Genomic DNA, 17,638 nt, shown 5'->3' with positions numbered 1-17,638 from the left:
TTGTCTGTGCGGATCGCACCTGCGCCGCGAGCCGGGCAACCCGGGTCGGCGCAGCCCGAGTCTGACCGGCCCGCTACGCAGGCATCCGGGCATGCAGGGCACGCACGGCCCAGTCGAACACCGGCGCCAGACTTCCTGGTGCCGGCCATTCGTTGATCACCGCCAGCAGCGCCAGGTAGCGGTCTCTGCGGGGGTCGTCCATGGTCTCCAGGTGGGTCACGAGGCGTCGGCGGAGGTCTGCGTCGTCGGGGAGGCCGAGTATGTGCGCGTAGTGCGCAGTGAGCGCCGCGACGACCGGTTCGGCCTCGGACGAGGCTGGATCGATGCCTGCCGCGATGGCCGCGGTGACCTCGGCGCGCGTGACGTCGGCGAGGGTGCGGGGCAGGCCTGTGGCGTCGTCCGGCGCGCGGTCGGCCGCCATACCCCTGGCCATGCCCCGCATGGTCGAGCGGAACCCCGGATCCTGGAACAACTCGGCCAACTCCACCCAGGCCTCCACCTGTTCGGCCTCGGGGTCGTCGGGCAGTTCGGGGGTCAGGGAGCGGGTGACCGCGGCGAAGGCAGGGTGGTCGTGCAAACCGTCGAAGACGGTGCCGAGGAAGTCGTCGATCAGGCGTTGACGCTCGTCTTCGGAGAGCTTGGCCAGCTTGTGCATGAGTTCCAACTCCTTGGGTGTGGACCCGCGCTTGGCGACCGCCGTGAGGACCGCGCGCCGCAGGCGCAGCACGCGGATCTGCACCTCAAGCGCGTCCGCGTGGGCTGCCGCGACCTCGGGCAGGGAGACCTCCCGGTCCACGACCTTCCGGATGGTGGGGAGGTCGAGACCCAGGTCGCGCAGGGTGCGTACGAGATCGAGGCGGGCGACGGCATCTGTGCCGTACAGGCGGTAGCCGGCCGGGGTGCGGTCGGCGGGCGGCACGATCCCCGCGTCGGAGTAGAAGCGGACGGTCTTGACCGTCAGCCCGGTCCGCCGTGCCAGATCACCGATCGAGTGAAGCGTGTCGCCGTTCATGTCACCTACCTTCACCTCTCCCCCTACTGGAGACTCAAGCATGGCGAGGCTGACGGTCGAACGCGCGCGCCGAGCAGCGGGCCGGCAGGCGATACGACGTTTCGGTCGGCGGCAGGTCGCCGACGAGATCGAAGACGGTCCAGGAGGCCGCGCCGCTCGCGGAGTCCGTGGCGATCGCCGGCAGAGTCTCCTGCAAGGTGGTGAAGTGCGGACCGGCCGCAACATCGATGCCCGAGTCCGCGGCAACCCCGTCACCAGATCGTGAAACGAGGGATTGCCCTCCCGCGGTGCCAACCGCAGCGGCAGGACCGCGAGATCAGCCGGCTCAAGGCGGGGCGGAGCCGCCAGCGGATGCGCCGCGGGCCACGCGACTATCAGCGGATCGTCCCAGACAGCCACCGCCGCGAGTCCCGGCGGCCGCAGTCCTCGCCCAGGGCATCGAACGCTTCGGGTACTTCCGGCAGTTGGGGTGCATCGCACGTGGTGAGGCGGGGTGGGACAGCCTGGACGAGCCTCACCACGAGTACGACGTCCACTTCGTCGGAGGCCCGCACTGGCGTTGACCGAGCGGCGGTCGATGAGCCCACGCACCGGCCAGGTGGCCCGTCCGGGCGAAGACGGCGTTACGTTGCCGCACCCGCCGGATCATCGAGTACCGCCCGTACGACCGAGTGCGCCGCCCCCAGCAACGGGCCGTCGGAACCCAGGCCGGAGACGACGACATCGCACCCCGTGCCCGCAGTGCGACGCCCCAGCTCGTCCTCCAGGGAAGGCAGCAGCCACGGCGCGAGCCGGGACAGGGCTCCGCCGAGCACCACCGAGCGCGGATCCAGCAGATTCACCGCGCCGGTGAGCGCGATACCCAGCGCGCTCCCCGCGCTGTGCAGGGCCTTGCGTACGTCCTCGTCGCCCTGTGCGGCGCGCTCCGTGAGCAGGTCGACGCGGTCGGTACCCGGAGCGACGTTCGCCGCGCGCAGCACCGCCTCCTCACCCGCGTACTGCTCCAGGCAGCCGCGCCCGCCGCATGGACACTCCGGGCCGTCCGGCCACACCGGCACATGACCCAGCTCGCCCGCGAATCCACGTGTGCCACGCAGCAGCCGCCCGTCGACGACCAGCGCGGCCCCGATGCCGATCTCCGCCGAGACGTGGAGGAAGTCCCGCGGCACCTCGTCGCCGAGCCACAGTTCGGCCAGAGCACCGAAGTTGGCTTCGTTGTCCACAGTCAGAGGCAGTCTGTCCGGCAGCAGCGTGCCGAGGTCGACGTCGTGCCAGTCGAGGTTGGGGGCACGGACCACCGTCCGCGTGTCGCGGGCGACGAGGCCGGGGACCGCGACCGCGAGACCAGCCGGACGCAGGCCTGCCAGACGGGCTTCGTCGCTCACCTGCCGCACCAGCGCGATGAGTTCCCTGAGGACGGGTTCGGGTGCGCGCCCCCGGTTGCCGCTCTGTCGAACGGCACGCGCGCGTACCTCGCCGCGCAGATCGACCGCGCACACCGCGAGATGGTCGACGCCGACCTCGGCACCGATCCCGGCCGGTCCGCTTCTGCTGACCGCGAGGGCGGACCCGGGGCGGCCCACCCTGCCGGGGCGTTCGGGGCCCAGCTCGTCCAGGAGCCCGGAGCGGATCAACTCGTCCACCAGAGTGGAGACGGCAGCCCGCGTCAGGCCGATCCGGGTGGCCACGGCGGCACGGGACAGCGGCCCGTGCGCCGCGACAGCGTGCATGACGCGGGCGAGGTTACGGCGGCGCATCCCCTGCTGGGTGTCCGGCAGCCGGGCCCCGGATGTCCCTTGGCGCGCGTCATGCGGTGGTGCGGTCATGCCCCCGTCAGTCCCTGTTCTTCCGTCCTGATGGCCGCGAGCCCTACTGGCCCGTGCTGCCGAGCAGCGGCGACGCGTCGGAGACTACCCCGGCGATCCGCGCGAGCGCCGATTCGTCCCGCTCCACCGCGGGCAGCACGGGTCCCTCGGCGGTGCCCCAGCGGCGCGCGACAGCCGCAGGGTCCTCGCCCGTGAGGAGGCCCGCGGCTTGTGCGGCGGCGCCGAGTGCGACCAGTTCCCGGGCCTCGGGAACCTGGACGGGACGCCCGGAGAGGCGCCGCACGGTGTCCTGCCAGGCCGTGCCTCGCGCCCCGCCGCCGATGAGCAGGAGCGGGGCCGAGCGGTCCGCGTCGGAGTCCAGGACCAGATCAAGGGCTCCGAGCAGCGAGTGGACGGCACCGTCGTAAGCCGCCTGCAGCAGCTGCCCCGGGGTCGTGTCGTGCCGCAGCCCGTGCAGCAGCCCCGAGGCGTGCGGCAGGTCAGGGGTGCGCTCGCCGTCCAGATAGGGCAGGAGGGTGACGGCGCCACCGGCCTCCACCGCCTCACGATCCAGGTTCAGGAGCGCGGCCACCCGGTCCACGGCCAGTGTGCAGTTGAGGGTGCAGGCGAGTGGCAGCCAGTCGCCGCGCGCGTCGGCGAAACCGGCCACCGTCCCCGTCGGATCCGCCGGGCGCCGACCGGAAACCGCGTACACGGTGCCTGACGTTCCCAGGCTCAGCACCGGAGTGCCGGGGCGCAGGCCGAGGCCGAGCGCCGCCGCCGCGTTGTCGCCCGTCCCGGGGGCTACCAGCGTGCCCTTGGAGAAGGGCAGTTCGCCGCTTGCGCGTACGGTGCCCGCCACCTCGCCGGGGCCCACCACGCGCGGCAGCAGCGAGGGGTCCAGGTCCACAAGTCCCAGGATCTCTTCGTCGTACGCCTCCGTCGCTGACGCCCACCACCCCGTACCGGAGACATCGCCCCGGTCGGTCGTGCCGGAGCCCGTGAGGCGCTCGGTGAGGTAATCGTGGGGGAGTCGCACGGCCGCGGTGGCCCGGGCGGCGGCGGGCTCGTGCTCGCTGAGCCAGGCCCATTTGGTCACGGTGAAGGAAGGGCCCGGCACGCTGCCGACGCGCTCGGCCCATGTCTTGGGGCCGCCCAGGCGGTCGACCAGGGCGCGGGCCTGCGGTGCCGAGCGCACGTCGTTCCACAGCAGCGCGGGCCGCACCGGCCTGCCGTGCGCGTCCAGGGTCACGAGCCCGTGCTGCTGGCCGCCGACCGATACCGCGGCGGCCTCGCGCGCCGCGTCGCCGCACTGGCTCAGCGCCTCGCACAGGGCGCTCCACCACTCCTCGGGGTCGCTCTCGCGGGCGGCGCCGGAGCTCACGCTGTGCGGGGCCTGACCGCTTGCCACCACCCTGCCGGTGGCGGCGTCGACGACCAGGACCTTGGTGGACTGCGTGGAGCTGTCCACGCCGACGACGAAGGGTCCGTCGGCTGCTGGCGCTGATGACATCGGGGGTCTCCGTTCCCGCGGCTCTTTCCGGGTGCGCCCGGACTTCTTTCCGTCCGACCTTCCCAGGGATGCCTTCGGATACTAGTTTGTTAAGCGCCTTGACGAAATAGTCGGGACAGCAGCGCGCAGCCGTGTCCGGTCGGCCGCGCAGCCGCGCATCAGTCACACAGGGAGCCGCACATGACGTACCAGCCCACTCCTGAGGACAAGTTCACCTTCGGCCTGTGGACCGTCGGCTGGCAGGGAAGGGACCCGTTCGGGGACGCGACCAGGAAGGCCATCGACCCGGCCGACTCCGTGCGTCACCTGGCCGAACTGGGTGCCTACGGAGTGACCTTCCACGACGACGACCTGATCCCCTTCGGGGCCTCTGACACCGAGCGCGAGTCGCACATCAAGCGCTTCCGGCAGGCACTCGACGCGACAGGTCTCGTCGTGCCGATGGCGACCACGAACCTCTTCACGCACCCCGTCTTCAAGGACGGGGCGTTCACCGCGAACGACCGGGACGTGCGCCGGTACGCGCTGCGCAAGACGATCCGCAACATCGACCTCGCCGTGGAACTGGGCGCCAGCACCTACGTCGCCTGGGGCGGCAGGGAAGGCGCCGAATCCGGCGCGGCCAAGAACGTACGCGTCGCACTCGACCGCATGAAGGAGGCCTTCGATCTCCTCGGCGACTACGTGACGGAGCAGGGATACGACCTGCGCTTCGCGATCGAACCCAAGCCGAACGAGCCGCGCGGCGACATTTTGCTGCCGACCGTCGGTCACGCCCTCGCCTTCATCGAGCGCCTGGAGCGGTCCGAACTGTTCGGCGTCAACCCCGAAGTGGGCCATGAGCAGATGGCGGGCCTGAACTTCCCGCACTCCATCGCCCAGGCCCTGTGGGCGGGCAAGCTCTTCCACATCGACCTCAACGGCCAGACCGGCATCAAGTACGACCAGGACCTGCGCTTCGGGGCGGGCGATCTGCGGAGCGCGTTCTGGCTGGTCGACCTCCTGGAGAGGGGCGGTTACGAGGGACCGCGGCACTTCGACTTCAAGCCGCCGCGTACGGAGGACTACGAGGGCGTGTGGGCGTCGGCGGCCGGCTGCATGCGCAACTACCTGATCCTTCGGGACCGTTCGGCCGCGTTCCGTGCCGACCCGGAGGTCCAGGAGGCGCTGCGCGCCTCCCGCCTGGACGAACTGTCCTTGCCGACCGCTGAGGACGGGCTTTCGGGGCTGCTCGCCGACCGCGGTGCTTTCGAAGACTTCGACGTGACGGCTGCTGCCGACCGCGGCATGGCCTTCGAGCACCTCGATCAGCTGGCCATGGACCATCTCCTGGGGGCGCGAAACTGACCGGAGGCGCTACTCCGGAGGTATCAACTTCCGCACAGGGGTCGCCTCGTGACCCTTTCGAGGCGACTCTTGACGGTATGGCCATGCCGCCCGTACCGCCGCCGCCTCCCCCTCCGCCGAGTGACGCACCCCCTCCGGGCGATGGAGGGTACGGGCCGCCGGGCGGAGGGTACGGCCCGCCCGGCGACGGGTACGGACCGCCTCCGGGCGGTGGGGGATGGCCTCCTGCGGGGGGCGGGGTGCCGCCTGGCGGAGGCGGGTGGCAGCCACCTCCGCCGTCAGGAGGCCCGCCCGGGCGACGGAACGGGCTGTTCATCCTGCTCGCGGTGGTCGCCGCAGTCGTAGCCGTCGTCGTAGTGGTCATGGTGGCCACCAGTGGTGACGGCTCCGACGACAAGAAGGGCCCCTCTGAGAGCAGCAAGAGCTCGGGCGGCAAGCCCACCCCTTCGCTGAGCATCCCCTCGAAGATCCCGTCAGAGATCCCGTCCGAGCCGCCCACGGAGGTTCCATCGAAGGTGCCGAGCGGCTTGCCTTCGGACCTGCCGACTGACCTGCCGACTGATCTGCCGACAGGCCTGGACGGTCTGGACGGTCTGTAAAGCGTGCCTTCTGAAGACCGGCGACAGAGCACTGCCGGTCCGGTACGGCGGTTGCGGGTTCAGAGGCCCTTCGGCAGCCGCACATACGTCACGGTGGTCTCCACCTCGCTGTCGACGAGCCGACCGTCCTTGTCGAACGCCTCCGCCCCGTCCGTCATCCCGAAGTCGTTGTCGTTGATCAGCGCGAGGGTGCGACGGTCGACGAGGGCCACGCCCTCGATCTTGCCGGGTACGTTGGCGATGCCGCCCAGGTCGACGAGGAGCCGCTTCTTCAGGGCGGGGACTCCGGAGGCCGTGGGGTCATCGAGTTGCTCCAAGGACGGCTTCGTGGTGTCGTCGTCCCACCGGTCGCCGAGTATGTCCGAGCGGCGGTCCAACTCGACGGTCTGCAGCCGCGCGGCCTTGTCGGTGCGCTCCTCGACGAGGAGCTGGTCACGACCGATGGCCACTACGGAGGAGATCTTCAGCTCGGATGTGTCGTCCTCGCCCGGGTCGACGACGCCCACCGGGTCGAAGCGGTACGCGTACTCGGCGGTGACGGCCTGCTTCTTCGGTGAGAAGCGCAGCAGCCGCGTCGTCCGCGATCCTTCCCCCGCGTCCTCGTCGGGCAGGGAAAGCGGGCTCTGAACCGCCATCACGAGGTCCCCGCCGGGGAGTTGAGCGAGCCCTTCGAAGCCGCGGTTGCCCTTGCGGTGCAACAGGATGCCGGGCAGTGCCTCGGCGACCGGGTAGTCGGCGCCGGACAGCTTCAGGCCCTCGGGGACATAGCGCTTGAGTACCTTGCCGTGCGCGGAGACATGGACGAGCGAGGGGCCGTACTCGTCGACCAGCCAGAAGCTGCCGTCATGCGCCCGCACGATGCCCTCGGTGTCCAGGCCGTTCGGGTCGTACGTGAGGGGCGTCTCGGCGTCGTACGTGAATGGCGCCTCGTCACGGCCCTCCTGGTTGGGCAGTCCGGTGACGGGCCTCCCGGAGGATGTCGTCAGTGCAAGCGCGTCGATCACCTTCACGGTGTCGCCGGAGACCCGGACCTTAACGATCGCGGGGTCGAAACCGGGGACGGGGAAGGTGCGCCGCTTCTTGCCGCCCACCTTGATCTGGCCATTGGGCCCCCGGTCGGTGACCGTCCAGAACTCGCCCTTGCGGCCCGCTGGATAGATGTCGCTGCCGATGCCGCCGAGGTCCACGCCGCGGTCGTCGCGCACCGTGCCGGACAGCAGGGAGTTGCTGAATGTACCCAGAGGTATGTCGCCCAGCGTCGCCGTAGCGGTGATGCGAGGCGCCTTCTCCTTGTCCCCGGTCGGGGCACCCATGGCAGTCCCGGTCACCGCGATCGCGGCGAGGAGGGCGATCGGCAGGCCCGCGGCGACGGAACGGCTGACGCGACGCTTACGGGCAGCGTGCGGGGACATGAGTTCCTCCTGGGGCGCAAGTGTTCGGTGACGGCGATCAGACTTCGCCGTCGCCACGAACGCGGGGAGGCAGTGAGGTGAACGTGAGGGGGCGTGCCGGCGGCGCCTCCCGCGAGGCGAGGAAGGCGCCGCCCTCAACTACCCCGTTCCCGGGGCAGTGCAGGGCACCGGGGGAGTCCAGACGCGGTCGGCACGCCCGGAGCCGGTTGGTCCACATTCCGGCCGAAGGGGGGGCGCCTTGGTGGCGTGGTGGCGTCGGTCGGCGGTCGTGAGCGTCTGTGGGCCGTGGTCAAGACCGGGCCCCGGTCGGCGGCGATGAGCGTGGGGCGCGCGCCTGCGGTTCCGCGCGGACATGTCCTCGGCCCGCAAGCGCCTGCGGTTCTGTGCGGAGACATCCTGGGCCCCGCAAGCGCCTGCGGTCCGGCGCGGACAGGCGGGCCCGCGCCGAGACCTGCCTGCCTCACTCGGCTCCGGTCACCACGGCCAGTGCCGTTGCCGGGTCATGGGCGGCGGGCCCGGCCGGGGTCCAACGCCCCCGTTCCTTGCGGTAGGGCCACCAGCGGCCGTCGGCCCCATGACGCAGCTGGACATCGCTTCCGACGACGGTCCAGCGATTGCGGGCGGCGCGCAGCCGAGGCCGCTCGCCCTCCTCCCAGGCCCCGTCCAGTGCCGCACGCGCGCGTGCCAGTGCCTCCGCCTCGGGAGTCCATTCCTCCTCCAGGACGGACAGCGCGGACGGGCCCCCGTACTCCCAGGCGCGCACAGCCAGGGCGAGTCCGTCCCTGCCGCTTCCATAAGCGGCGGCGAGACGCTCCGCCACCGCCGCCTCGGGAGCCGCGGCGGCGAGGCGCACCGCATCCTCGTTCGGCGTCAATTCCCGGTCGACCGGATGCTGCTCGTGCCCGGAGGAGAGCGCTTCGGCCAGCATCCGATGGGCCTCCACGGCCGCCTGCGCCGCCAAGAACTCGAGTGCTGCCACATCGAGACCCGGGGCGGGCTCCGTCTCCGTGTCGAGGGTGGGCGGCAGACCCGGCTCAGGCGGCAGCGGAGGAAGGTCGGGCAGCGGAGGCAGGATGGCTCCCTCCGCGTACGCCTCGTCGGCGTACACGCCCTCCTGGGCCTCCTCCGAGGGCGCACCCTCGGCCTCGGTCTGCGCCACGCTGCGCACTTGCAGCTCGTCCAGCAGTTCGCGCTCCGCCCGGCCACGCATCAGGAGCAGCACGAACGGATCTTGGTCGAGCAGCCGGGCCACCTGGTAGCAGAGCGCGGCGGTGTGCCCGCAGTGGTCCCACGCGTCGCAGTCGCACTCCGGCTCCAGGTCGCCGATGCCCGGCAGCAGTTCGACACCCGCGGCAGCCGCGTCCTCCACCAGATGCGGGGGCATCTCCCGGTCGAGCAGCGCCGCGATGTGCCCGGCGCGCTCGACGGCCATGCCCAGGAAGCGGTCCCACTCGTCCTCGCTCAGCTGCTGCAGCAGGACATCGGCGCGGTGAGCGGTGCCGTCACGGTTCTGGACGACCGCGGTGATCCGGCCAGGACGCACGGAGACCGCGCCCACCGAGCCCGCGCGCGCGAGCCTGCGTCCGGCCTTCAGCTGCGCCAAGTCCAAAGCCGTGTCCTCCAGAGCCTTCAGCCAGGCCTGGCCCCACCAGCTCTGCGTGAACCCCCGCCCGTGCGTGGCCGGCAGCGCCGCGAAGGTGCGTTCGTGGCCGTATGCACCCTCCGCGTCGTGACGGCCGTCCCCGTGCGTGTCGCCGTTCGACTCGTCGTAGATCTCGCTCATCGTGTCCCCCCTCGCAGCTCCACCAGATCCGACAACTCGGCGTCGGTGAGTTCCGTCAGCGCCGCCTCACCGGAACCGAGGACGGAATCCGCCAGCTCCTGCTTGCGCAGCAGCATGTCGGCGATACGGTCCTCGATCGTCCCCTCCGCGATCAGCCGGTGCACCTGCACGGGCTGCGTCTGTCCGATGCGGTACGCCCGGTCGGTCGCCTGCGCCTCGACGGCGGGGTTCCACCAACGGTCGTAGTGCACGACATGCTCGGCCCGCGTCAGGTTCAGGCCGGTTCCCGCGGCCTTCAACGACAACAAGAAGACGGGTACTTCGCCGTCCTGGAAGCGCTGCACCATCGCCTCGCGCGCCGCGATGGGCGTACCGCCGTGCAGGAACTGGGTGGGGGTCCCACGGGCGGCCAGATGTTGCTCGATGAGCCGCGCCATCTGAACGTACTGCGTGAAGATGAGCACGCTCGCGTCTTCGGAGAGGATCGTTTCGAGCAGCTCGTCGAGGAGTTCCAGTTTTCCGGAGCGCCCCTCGATCCGCGGTTTGTCCTCCTTGAGGAACTGCGCGGGATGGTTGCAGATCTGCTTGAGACCGGTGAACAGCTTCACGATCAGGCCACGGCGGGCGAAGCCGTCGGCGCCTGAGATGTCGGCGAGGGTCTCGCGCACCACGGCTTCGTAGAGACCCGTCTGCTCCGCGGTGAGGGAAACGGCCCGGTCCGTCTCGGTCTTGGGCGGCAGTTCGGGCGCGATGCCCGGGTCGGACTTGCGCCTGCGCAACAGGAAGGGGCGTACGAGCTGGCCGAGGCGCTCGGAGGCGGCCGGGTCCTTGCCGCCTTCGACGGCCTGGGCGTAACGGGTGCGGAAGGTGCCGAGCTTGCCCAGGAGTCCTGGTGTCGTCCAGTCAAGGATGGCCCAGAGTTCGGAGAGGTTGTTCTCCACGGGCGTGCCGGTGAGCGCCACGCGCGCGCGTGCGCCGATGGTGCGCAGCTGTTTGGCGGTGGCCGAGTAGGGGTTCTTGACGTGCTGGGCCTCGTCGGCGACGACCATGCCCCACGGAGTCTGGGCCAGGGTCTTCGCGTCGAGCCGCATCGTGCCGTACGTGGTGAGCACGAACTCGCCGTCCGCCAGCTCCTCCAGGCTGCGCCGGCCGCCGTGGAAGCGGCGGACGGGGGTGCCGGGGGCGAACTTCTCGATCTCGCGCTGCCAGTTGCCCATCAGGGAGGTGGGGCAGACCACGAGCGTGGGGCCCGCGGTCGCGCTGTCGGTCTGCCGGTGCAGGTGCAGGGAGATGAGCGTGATGGTCTTGCCGAGACCCATGTCGTCCGCGAGGCAGCCGCCGAGGCCCAAGGAGGTCATCCTGGCAAGCCAGTTGAGGCCGCGCAGCTGATAGTCGCGCAGGTTCGCGTCAAGCGCTTCGGGCTGGCCGACGGGCTCCATGCCCTCCGGGTCGGCGAGCCGTTCGCGCAACGTGGCGAGCCAGCCCGTCGGCTGGACCTCTACGCGGCGCCCCGCCACTTCGGTGGAACCGGTCAGCACGGCGCTCAGGGCGTCGATCGGCGTGACCTTGTGGTTCTGGTGGTCGCGGGCGCGCCGCGCCTCTTCGGGATCGATGAGCACCCACTGGTCGCGCAGGCGCACCACGGGGCGGTTGGCTTCCGCGAGGCGGTCGAGCTCCTCGCGGGTCAGCTGCTGATCGCCCAGTGCGAACCGCCAGTTGAAGGCGAGCAATGCGTCGGCGGAGAGGTACGACGGCGTGTCCGACGAGGGCTTGTCCGGCTCCTTCGTGTCGTCGTCGGGCGGGCCGATGACCGCGCGGGCGGTGAGGTTGCGCGCCAGCTGCCTGGGCCAGTGAACGTCGACACCCGCGGTGGCCAGGGAACGGGATCCCTCGCCCAGGAGTGAGGTGACCTCTTCGTCGGCGAGTTCGATCGCATCGGGGACCGTGGCCGAGAGCAGCGGGGCGAGCGGCGGCCACGCGCGCGTGGCGCGACGCAGCGCCAGCAGGGCATCCATCCGCGACCGCGGCCCGAAGGACTGGCCCGAGGCACCGGAGCCGGCCCACACCTCGGCCGCGTCCGCGACGACCGATGGGTCGCTGACGCTGTGCATCTGCAGAACGGCGCGGAACGGCAGGCGTGCGTCGTCGGAGGTCTCCGAGACCAGACCGGGCACCTCGACGCGCAGCGAGATGCGTACGCCCGCGTCGTGCCCGGCGGCGACATCGGTGGCCCAGGGGCGCTGCTCGGGGACATGCTGGGGCTGCGGAGAGGCGAAGGCCGCAGCGCCGGCGGCCGATGTGGCGGCGGGGGTGCGCGGGAGTGTGTCGGCGACCGCGTCCAGGAACTTACGGAGCAGTCGCTCGGGGTCGGGCAGCCGCAGCGGCTCGGATTCGTCCAGCGGGAGGGCATGTGCGGTGGGTGGCATCGCGGCGGCGAGATCGCGCAGCCGTCGCAGATCGTCGGCCCCCAGGGGGCCCGAGCGCCACGCGTCGTGGTCGCTCGGCGTCAGCCCGGGCAACAGCAGTCCACGCGCGGCCAGTTGCAGTGCCAGTACGCCCGCAGTCCCCCAGAAGACGGCCGTGGGGTGGGCCCCGGCAGTGGCACGCGCGCGTGTCAGGACCGGCAACGCCACGCGCACCGGAAGCATGAGCGCGGCAACGTCGCCGAGTCGTGCGCCGTCGTCGCCGGGCACGGCGATGGTCAGCTCCTCGACGCTGCCCGCCGAGCAGTCGGGCGGCGCGTCCCCTTCGGGGTTCCAGAAGGCGACCCTGCCGGTGCGCGCCGGGTCGGCGGATACGAACAGCACAGAACAGCGCGACAGTTCAGAGATCTCGGAAGGTGACACGGCAGGGGGCCTGAGCACGGCGATGACGCATTCCTCAAACTTGACTACTTGGACCGGAGCGGCCGAGAGTACAGCACATCTCGCCTAAGACGTGAGTAGATGCGCAGTGATCTGCCTCACGCCGCTCCAGAGGTGTAGCTAACCCCCCTTCCGTGTGGTGCTGACCCCCTCCAGAAGACGGGTGAAGGCGTCATGGTTGACCAAGGTCACCGGCTCATAGGTTTTGTGAGGTCAGCCCGATCCAGTCAGAGACCGGAGACCTCACCATGTCCCAGGCCGCCGCAGCAGTCGCGGAGCGTTCCCCAGGCACCACCACGAGGCAGCCCGCCGGGAGCGATTTCGCGCCTCTCCTGCGCACCGTCAAGGAGCACGGGCTCCTGGGCCGCCGCACCGGCTGGTACGCACGCACCATTGTGGTCAACACCCTGGCGCTGGCCGCCGTGGCGACGGGCATGTTCCTCATTGGAGGCTCCTGGTGGGTGCTGCTCTTGGCGCCCCTTCTCTCGGTTCTCTGCGCCCGCACCGCGTTCATAGGCCACGACGCGGGCCACTCCCAGATCACCGGCGACCGCGGCGTGAGCCGCACCCTCGGCCTTGTCCACGGCAACCTCCTCCTCGGCATGAGCTCGGCCTGGTGGAACGACAAGCACAACCGCCACCATGCCAACCCCAACCACATCGACAAGGACCCCGACGTCGCCGCGGACGTCCTCGTCTGGACCAGCAAGCAGGCCAAGCGCCGCGTGGGCTTCCGCCGCTGGCTCACCCGCAATCAGGCCTGGCTGTTCTTCCCGCTGACGCTGCTCCAGGGCGTCGCTATGAAGATCTACGGCTTCCAGGACCTGCGCCGCCAGGCCCCGCGCGAACGCGTGGTGGAGGGCCTCCTGCTGGTGGCCCACCTCGTGGGGTACGTGACCCTCCTGCTCGCCACCATGCCCGTGGGCCACGCCATCGTCTTCGCCGCCATCCACCAGGCACTCTTCGGCCTTCACCTCGGACTGGCCTTCGCGCCCAACCACAAGGGCATGGAGATGCCCGACCCCGATGGTGAGCGCTGGGGCCACCTCCCCCGCCAGGTCCTCACCTCGCGCAACATCCGCGGCAGCGTCCTGGTCGACTGGTTCCTCGGCGGACTCAACTACCAGATCGAGCACCACCTGTTCCCGAGCCTGCCCCGGCCCAGCCTGCGACGTGTCCAGCCCCTGGTCCGCGCCCACTGCGCCGAGCTCGGCATGCCGTATACGGAGGCCGGATTCCTCGACTCCTACCGGCAGGTGCTGCGCCACATGTACGAGGTCGGCGAGCCGCTGCGGGTCGAGTAGCCGCACCAGCACCAGCACCAGCACCCGGCACGGCTCAGGGTTACGTCAGGGTCGCTCCTCAGGGGTCTATCAGGGGAGCAGACTGGAACCGTGGGCGGTCCGGAGCCGTTTCTCAAGACAGAGAGCGGCAACAGCCGCGAAGGAGGCGACGCACATGTCGAAGAACGCGAAGATCGCCGCAGGAGGTGTGGCGGCCGGCATCATTCTGTTGATCTGGCTGCCCTGGTGGGCCGCCCTCTTGATCGTGCTCGGCGTCCCAGCCGCGGCCTATATGACCCTCGACCCCGGACAGCGCCGCAGGCTGCGCCGCGTCTCACGCAAGGAGATCGGCCACTGACCGGGCACGCCGAGAGAGCGCCGGAAGGCACCACGCCGGTGAGCGCACGCTCGACGCAGGGCTGATGGACGGCTTCTCCGCTTGGCCAGACAGCTTCCCGCTCGGACAGCTCCCCGGCTCGCGATCCTGCTACGGCGGGACCGCGAGCCGAAAACCCGTTGCGCCCCGGCGGTTCGGCAATGACCATGGCGCACATGACTTCCCGAGAGGAGGCCCAGCGATCCCACGGTGATCGCTGATGGCCGCATACGAGGCGTCGAAGACGCCGTCCCCCAGCCTCAGACCACGCCCGCGCCGCTGACGACGGCCTGGCTGAAGGCCCATTTCGACCCACTGCCCTACCCGGCCCGCATGAGCGCCCTGGCCCGTTACGCCCGGGCGCTCACCCCGGACGCGTACAGAACACTTCGCGAGGCGCTGGCCGCAGGTACCGCCGACGAACGGCACACCGCCCTCTTCCTCGCCGTCACCCGGCGTGACCTCGACACCGTCGCCGACGCCCTCACCGATCCCCTCCTGCGCCGCCGCGCCCTTTCGGCCGCCATCCGGCTTCCCGTGCCGGAAACGGCCCTGGAACAGCTCGCGTTGAGCGACACGGCCGCGGCGCGGCACGAGACGTACCGCGTCCTGCGCCTCAGCCGCCGTCGCACCCTCGCCGCACGCCTGCTGCCAGAGGCCCACGAACGGTTCGGCGCCCGGGACGCCTCCCTACTCCTGCCAGCATGCGACTCCTCCACGGCCGCCGCGTGGCTTCCCCGCCTGGATCCACCCGCCGGCGTTCTCAACGCGCTGGCCCGCACCGCACCGGTCGCCGTCGCCGAACTGCTCGCCACCCGCGGCGAGAACCGCGCCAACCGCGACCGCTACCGCTTCACGAGTCGCTATCGCGCGGTCGCGAACGTGGCCGCGGAGCGCGCCCCGGAGGCAGGGCTGCTTCTTCTTGCGCGGGCCCCTGACCTCCTGACGGCAGAAGTGGCCCGCTCACTGCTGCGTCACCCGGCCAGGGTCCTTGAGACTCTCCGAGCGGCGCCGCCCCAGCAGGACGGCGCGCCCCGTGAACTGCTCCTCGCCGCCGGGGGGCTGCCGCCCGCCACCCTGCGTGCGCTGCGCGAACTGCCGCCCGCGGACCTCGTGGACCTGGCCCGTCGCTGCCCCGTGACGCGACCACGGCGCCGCGCGCCGGGGCGCCATGACCTGGAACCGGACAGCCTGCTGATGCTCTTGCCCGCGCCGGAGCGTCGTCGTCTGGTCGAGGAACGCATGGCCCGCCGCCGCTCGATGCGGAGCCTGCCCCTAGCCACGCTCGTGGCCCTGGAGCCGGCCGACAGGGCGGCGCTCGTCATGCCGTGGGTGGAGCGTCTGGCGCGCCGGGAGTGGACAGCGAGCCGCCTGGCCATCGCACTCCCGCTCGCCCTGGGAGAACCGGTGCTGCGCGAGATGGCCGGACGCCACCGCATCCACCAGCGCCTGCTGGCCTGGCCGGCGCTGCTCGCCTGCGCTGAACTGGAAGGTGACCCGGACGAGTTCGCACGGATCGCCGTGGACTGCGAGCGCGCCTGGCACGACCAGGAGGAGGTGCGCACGGCCGCCCTCCAGCAGCTCGCGGGGGCGCCCCCGCGACTGCTGGCCGCGCTGCCCGACCGGGTCCTGCGCGACACGGCGCTGACCACCGTCCAGTCCCGTGACTCGACCACCCACACCCTGGCCGCGGCAGAACAGCTGCTGCGCCGCGCCGCGGAGAGCGCCGCGGCGGCCGGCCGCCTGAACCGCACCGCATACGCGACGGAACTCCTCTGCCTCATCGTCTCCGATCCCCGCTCCCCAAAGCCCGTCGCGCCGCTTCGCATCGGCGAGGAAGCTGCCCGAGCCGTCTGGTCCGCGACGTCCCCCGGCGCACCCCCGCGCCCTGACCTCCATACCGCCCTCGCCGAACTCCTCGCGCCCCACCTCACCGTGCTGCCGGAACTCGACGCCTTGGTACGCCACATCGCCCTGGCAGCCGACGCCCCGGACATCGCGGCCCGTGCCGCCGCCGCTTGGGTGGGGCCGACGCCGCTACGGGAGCGGCGCGCCACCGAACTGGTCGGCTGCGACGCCTCGTTCGCGACGGTGCCGGTCATCTTGCGCACCGTCGTCACACGGCGCACGGACCTTCTGGACGCGGTGCTGCTCGCCGCCCGGGAAGGGTTCACGGGCCGTGTCCGCCCCCGCGGCACGCCCTGGGCCGCGGGTCCGCACTCCACCACCACCGGCCGCTGGCTGCCCGAACAGCGCCGCGCGTGGAATGACCACCACGCGCGCGTGGCCGCCGATGAGCCGGCCGCACTGCGCACGCGTGCCGACGCCGCAGCGCAGGTGCGCGACCCAGCGCTGCTCACGGCACTGGCGGAATCAGCGCCGCAGCCCGTCGCCGCGGCGGCACTTGGAGCGTTGGGAGAGGCTTTCGGCGCAGCGCGCGACGGACAGCGGCCCGCTGTGGGGCCACTGCTGGACACCCTGCTCCAGCACGCCGCGACGGGCGGCGTACGAGGGCGCGCCGCCATGGCATCGGTCCGCGGACTGCTGGGGAGTGTGCCGGACCCGGAGGCGGTCGCCCTGCTCGCGCCTGTGGCCCGCGCGGCGAACGCACCCGTTGGCTCTCGGAAGGAAGCGGTACGAGCCCTCGGCGCTCTGACCGGTGAGGCGGCGTTCGACGCCTTGGTGGCAGCCTGGGACGCACCGCGCCAACACCGTGACGTACGCGCCGTAGTGGCACGATTCCTCCTCGCCGAGATCGACGACCTCGCCATCTCGGACCGTCTGGCGCGGGCGGCGGACGAACCCGCCGTGCGGGAAGCAGTGATCCACGCGCGCGTCGGGCCGGTGCGTGAATCCTCGGGGGAGGCCTATGCGGCCTTCCTGGCACGCCTGGTGAGGGAAGGCGACGAGGAGACCGTCATCGCCGCCTGCCGGGCCCTGCCCGCCTGGTTCACACCGGAGTCGGCCGACGCCATGCGCGACGTCGCCGATGTCGCCACGGACCCGGGGCGACGCCGAAGGGAATGGGAGACGGCCGCGCAGCAGCTGGCCTGGTTCCCCTCGGGGCCGGTCGGAAGGACCATCCTGCGGGGCGTCATCCAAAGGCTCCAGGAGCTCGCAGGAGCGCCGCATCCGCAGGCGCGCGTCGATGCCCTGCGCCGCCTTATGGGCATCGCCGAAGCCTTGCGTGTCCGGCGAGGCTCCGCCCAGACGCTGCTCATCGCCGACGCCCTGGCCCTGGCGATGAACGCCGTGGGCTTGTACGCCGGTGCGGCGGCCCTGACATGGGACACGTCGCTTGCCGCCGTACGCCATGGGGAACACCGCGCAGGGCGGTGGGAGCGGCTCCTGGATCTGGTCGAGGAACATCCCGAGCGGCTGCCCCTGGGCAGCGGGGTCCATCCCGAGATCCCCACCCCACGCGCGCGTGCGGCACTGCTGGCCGGCGCACGTCTGATGCGTGAGCGCGGAACCCCGGTGGCCGGAGCGATGGCGCTCGCACTGGTGCGCACCGGTGGACCTGCGACGCAGTGGGACGAGACCTGGCGCGCCGAACTGATGGCCCTACGGGACCACGCGGACCATGACACGGCTATTGCCGCTCTTCTCGTTTCCCCGGAGAGGAACACGCAGTAGCGAGGGAC

At 71.4% G+C, this 17,638-nt stretch carries 12 protein-coding genes; 5 read left to right on the top strand and 7 right to left on the bottom strand.

What is annotated here, in order from left to right; all coding sequences use genetic code 11:
* Nucleotides 1-73: 73 nt before the first annotated feature.
* The 4 genes from ACGFX9_RS08855 to xylB form a co-directional block, all read right to left on the bottom strand.
* A complete protein-coding gene (locus ACGFX9_RS08855) occupies nucleotides 74-1,012 on the bottom strand; it encodes a MerR family transcriptional regulator (RefSeq protein WP_393466955.1) in 939 nt (312 codons plus the stop codon).
* 34 nt (nucleotides 1,013-1,046) lie between these two features.
* The gene (locus ACGFX9_RS08850; RefSeq protein WP_393466952.1) at nucleotides 1,047-1,208 is read right to left on the bottom strand and encodes a hypothetical protein; all 162 of its coding nucleotides are present in this window, start codon (nucleotides 1,206-1,208) and stop codon (nucleotides 1,047-1,049) included.
* 427 nt (nucleotides 1,209-1,635) lie between these two features.
* Nucleotides 1,636-2,838 (bottom strand): ROK family protein, encoded by a 1,203-nt coding sequence (locus ACGFX9_RS08845; protein ID WP_393466949.1) that lies wholly within the window; start codon nucleotides 2,836-2,838, stop codon nucleotides 1,636-1,638.
* A 43-nt stretch (nucleotides 2,839-2,881) separates the two neighbouring features.
* Nucleotides 2,882-4,330, bottom strand: a complete 1,449-nt coding sequence (xylB, locus tag ACGFX9_RS08840) for a xylulokinase (RefSeq protein ID WP_393466946.1) — start codon at nucleotides 4,328-4,330, stop codon at nucleotides 2,882-2,884.
* 180 nt (nucleotides 4,331-4,510) lie between these two features.
* Here xylB and xylA point away from each other — a divergent pair, with 180 nt between their 5' ends.
* Nucleotides 4,511-5,677 (top strand): xylose isomerase, encoded by a 1,167-nt coding sequence (gene xylA / locus ACGFX9_RS08835; RefSeq protein WP_393466943.1) that lies wholly within the window; start codon nucleotides 4,511-4,513, stop codon nucleotides 5,675-5,677.
* 326 nt (nucleotides 5,678-6,003) lie between these two features.
* A complete protein-coding gene (locus tag ACGFX9_RS08830) occupies nucleotides 6,004-6,276 on the top strand; it encodes a hypothetical protein (protein WP_393466940.1) in 273 nt (90 codons plus the stop codon).
* A 59-nt stretch (nucleotides 6,277-6,335) separates the two neighbouring features.
* Here the strand turns inward: ACGFX9_RS08830 and ACGFX9_RS08825 are convergent, their stop codons facing one another.
* The 3 genes from ACGFX9_RS08825 to ACGFX9_RS08815 form a co-directional block, all read right to left on the bottom strand.
* The gene (locus ACGFX9_RS08825; protein ID WP_393466937.1) at nucleotides 6,336-7,688 is read right to left on the bottom strand and encodes an esterase-like activity of phytase family protein; all 1,353 of its coding nucleotides are present in this window, start codon (nucleotides 7,686-7,688) and stop codon (nucleotides 6,336-6,338) included.
* A 460-nt stretch (nucleotides 7,689-8,148) separates the two neighbouring features.
* Nucleotides 8,149-9,471, bottom strand: coding sequence for an SWF or SNF family helicase (locus ACGFX9_RS08820; protein WP_393466935.1), 1,323 nt, complete (start codon nucleotides 9,469-9,471; stop codon nucleotides 8,149-8,151).
* Entirely contained in the window at nucleotides 9,468-12,335 is a 2,868-nt protein-coding gene (locus ACGFX9_RS08815; RefSeq protein WP_393466931.1) for a DEAD/DEAH box helicase, read from the bottom strand. Before ACGFX9_RS08815 ends, ACGFX9_RS08820 begins: the two co-directional genes overlap by 4 nt.
* A gap of 248 nt (nucleotides 12,336-12,583) precedes the next feature.
* Here ACGFX9_RS08815 and ACGFX9_RS08810 point away from each other — a divergent pair, with 248 nt between their 5' ends.
* The 3 genes from ACGFX9_RS08810 (at nucleotide 12,584) to ACGFX9_RS08800 (ending at nucleotide 17,630) form a co-directional block, all read left to right on the top strand.
* A complete protein-coding gene (locus tag ACGFX9_RS08810) occupies nucleotides 12,584-13,639 on the top strand; it encodes a fatty acid desaturase family protein (protein ID WP_393466928.1) in 1,056 nt (351 codons plus the stop codon).
* A gap of 154 nt (nucleotides 13,640-13,793) precedes the next feature.
* The gene (locus tag ACGFX9_RS08805; RefSeq protein WP_393466925.1) at nucleotides 13,794-13,976 is read left to right on the top strand and encodes a hypothetical protein; all 183 of its coding nucleotides are present in this window, start codon (nucleotides 13,794-13,796) and stop codon (nucleotides 13,974-13,976) included.
* Nucleotides 13,977-14,204: 228 nt separating this feature from the next.
* A complete protein-coding gene (locus ACGFX9_RS08800) occupies nucleotides 14,205-17,630 on the top strand; it encodes a hypothetical protein (RefSeq protein ID WP_393466922.1) in 3,426 nt (1,141 codons plus the stop codon).
* Nucleotides 17,631-17,638 lie beyond the last annotated feature (8 nt).

Source organism: Streptomyces sp. NPDC048436 (assembly GCF_043200355.1).
Classification (GTDB): domain Bacteria; phylum Actinomycetota; class Actinomycetes; order Streptomycetales; family Streptomycetaceae; genus Streptomyces.
The sequence above is the reverse complement of the archived record's forward strand: the minus strand, read 5'-3'. Positions and strand labels throughout refer to the sequence as shown.

Excerpts from the sequence above, each read along its gene's own strand:
- ACGFX9_RS08855 (WP_393466955.1), bottom strand. The coding sequence starts at position 1,012 with ATGAACGGCGACACGCTTCACTCGATCGGTGATCTGGCACGGCGGACC.
- ACGFX9_RS08845 (WP_393466949.1), bottom strand. The coding sequence starts at position 2,838 with ATGACCGCACCACCGCATGACGCGCGCCAAGGGACATCCGGGGCCCGG.
- xylB (WP_393466946.1), bottom strand. The coding sequence starts at position 4,330 with ATGTCATCAGCGCCAGCAGCCGACGGACCCTTCGTCGTCGGCGTGGAC.
- xylA (WP_393466943.1), top strand. The coding sequence starts at position 4,511 with ATGACGTACCAGCCCACTCCTGAGGACAAGTTCACCTTCGGCCTGTGG.
- ACGFX9_RS08825 (WP_393466937.1), bottom strand. The coding sequence starts at position 7,688 with ATGTCCCCGCACGCTGCCCGTAAGCGTCGCGTCAGCCGTTCCGTCGCC.
- ACGFX9_RS08820 (WP_393466935.1), bottom strand. The coding sequence starts at position 9,471 with ATGAGCGAGATCTACGACGAGTCGAACGGCGACACGCACGGGGACGGC.
- ACGFX9_RS08810 (WP_393466928.1), top strand. The coding sequence starts at position 12,584 with ATGTCCCAGGCCGCCGCAGCAGTCGCGGAGCGTTCCCCAGGCACCACC.
- ACGFX9_RS08805 (WP_393466925.1), top strand. The coding sequence starts at position 13,794 with ATGTCGAAGAACGCGAAGATCGCCGCAGGAGGTGTGGCGGCCGGCATC.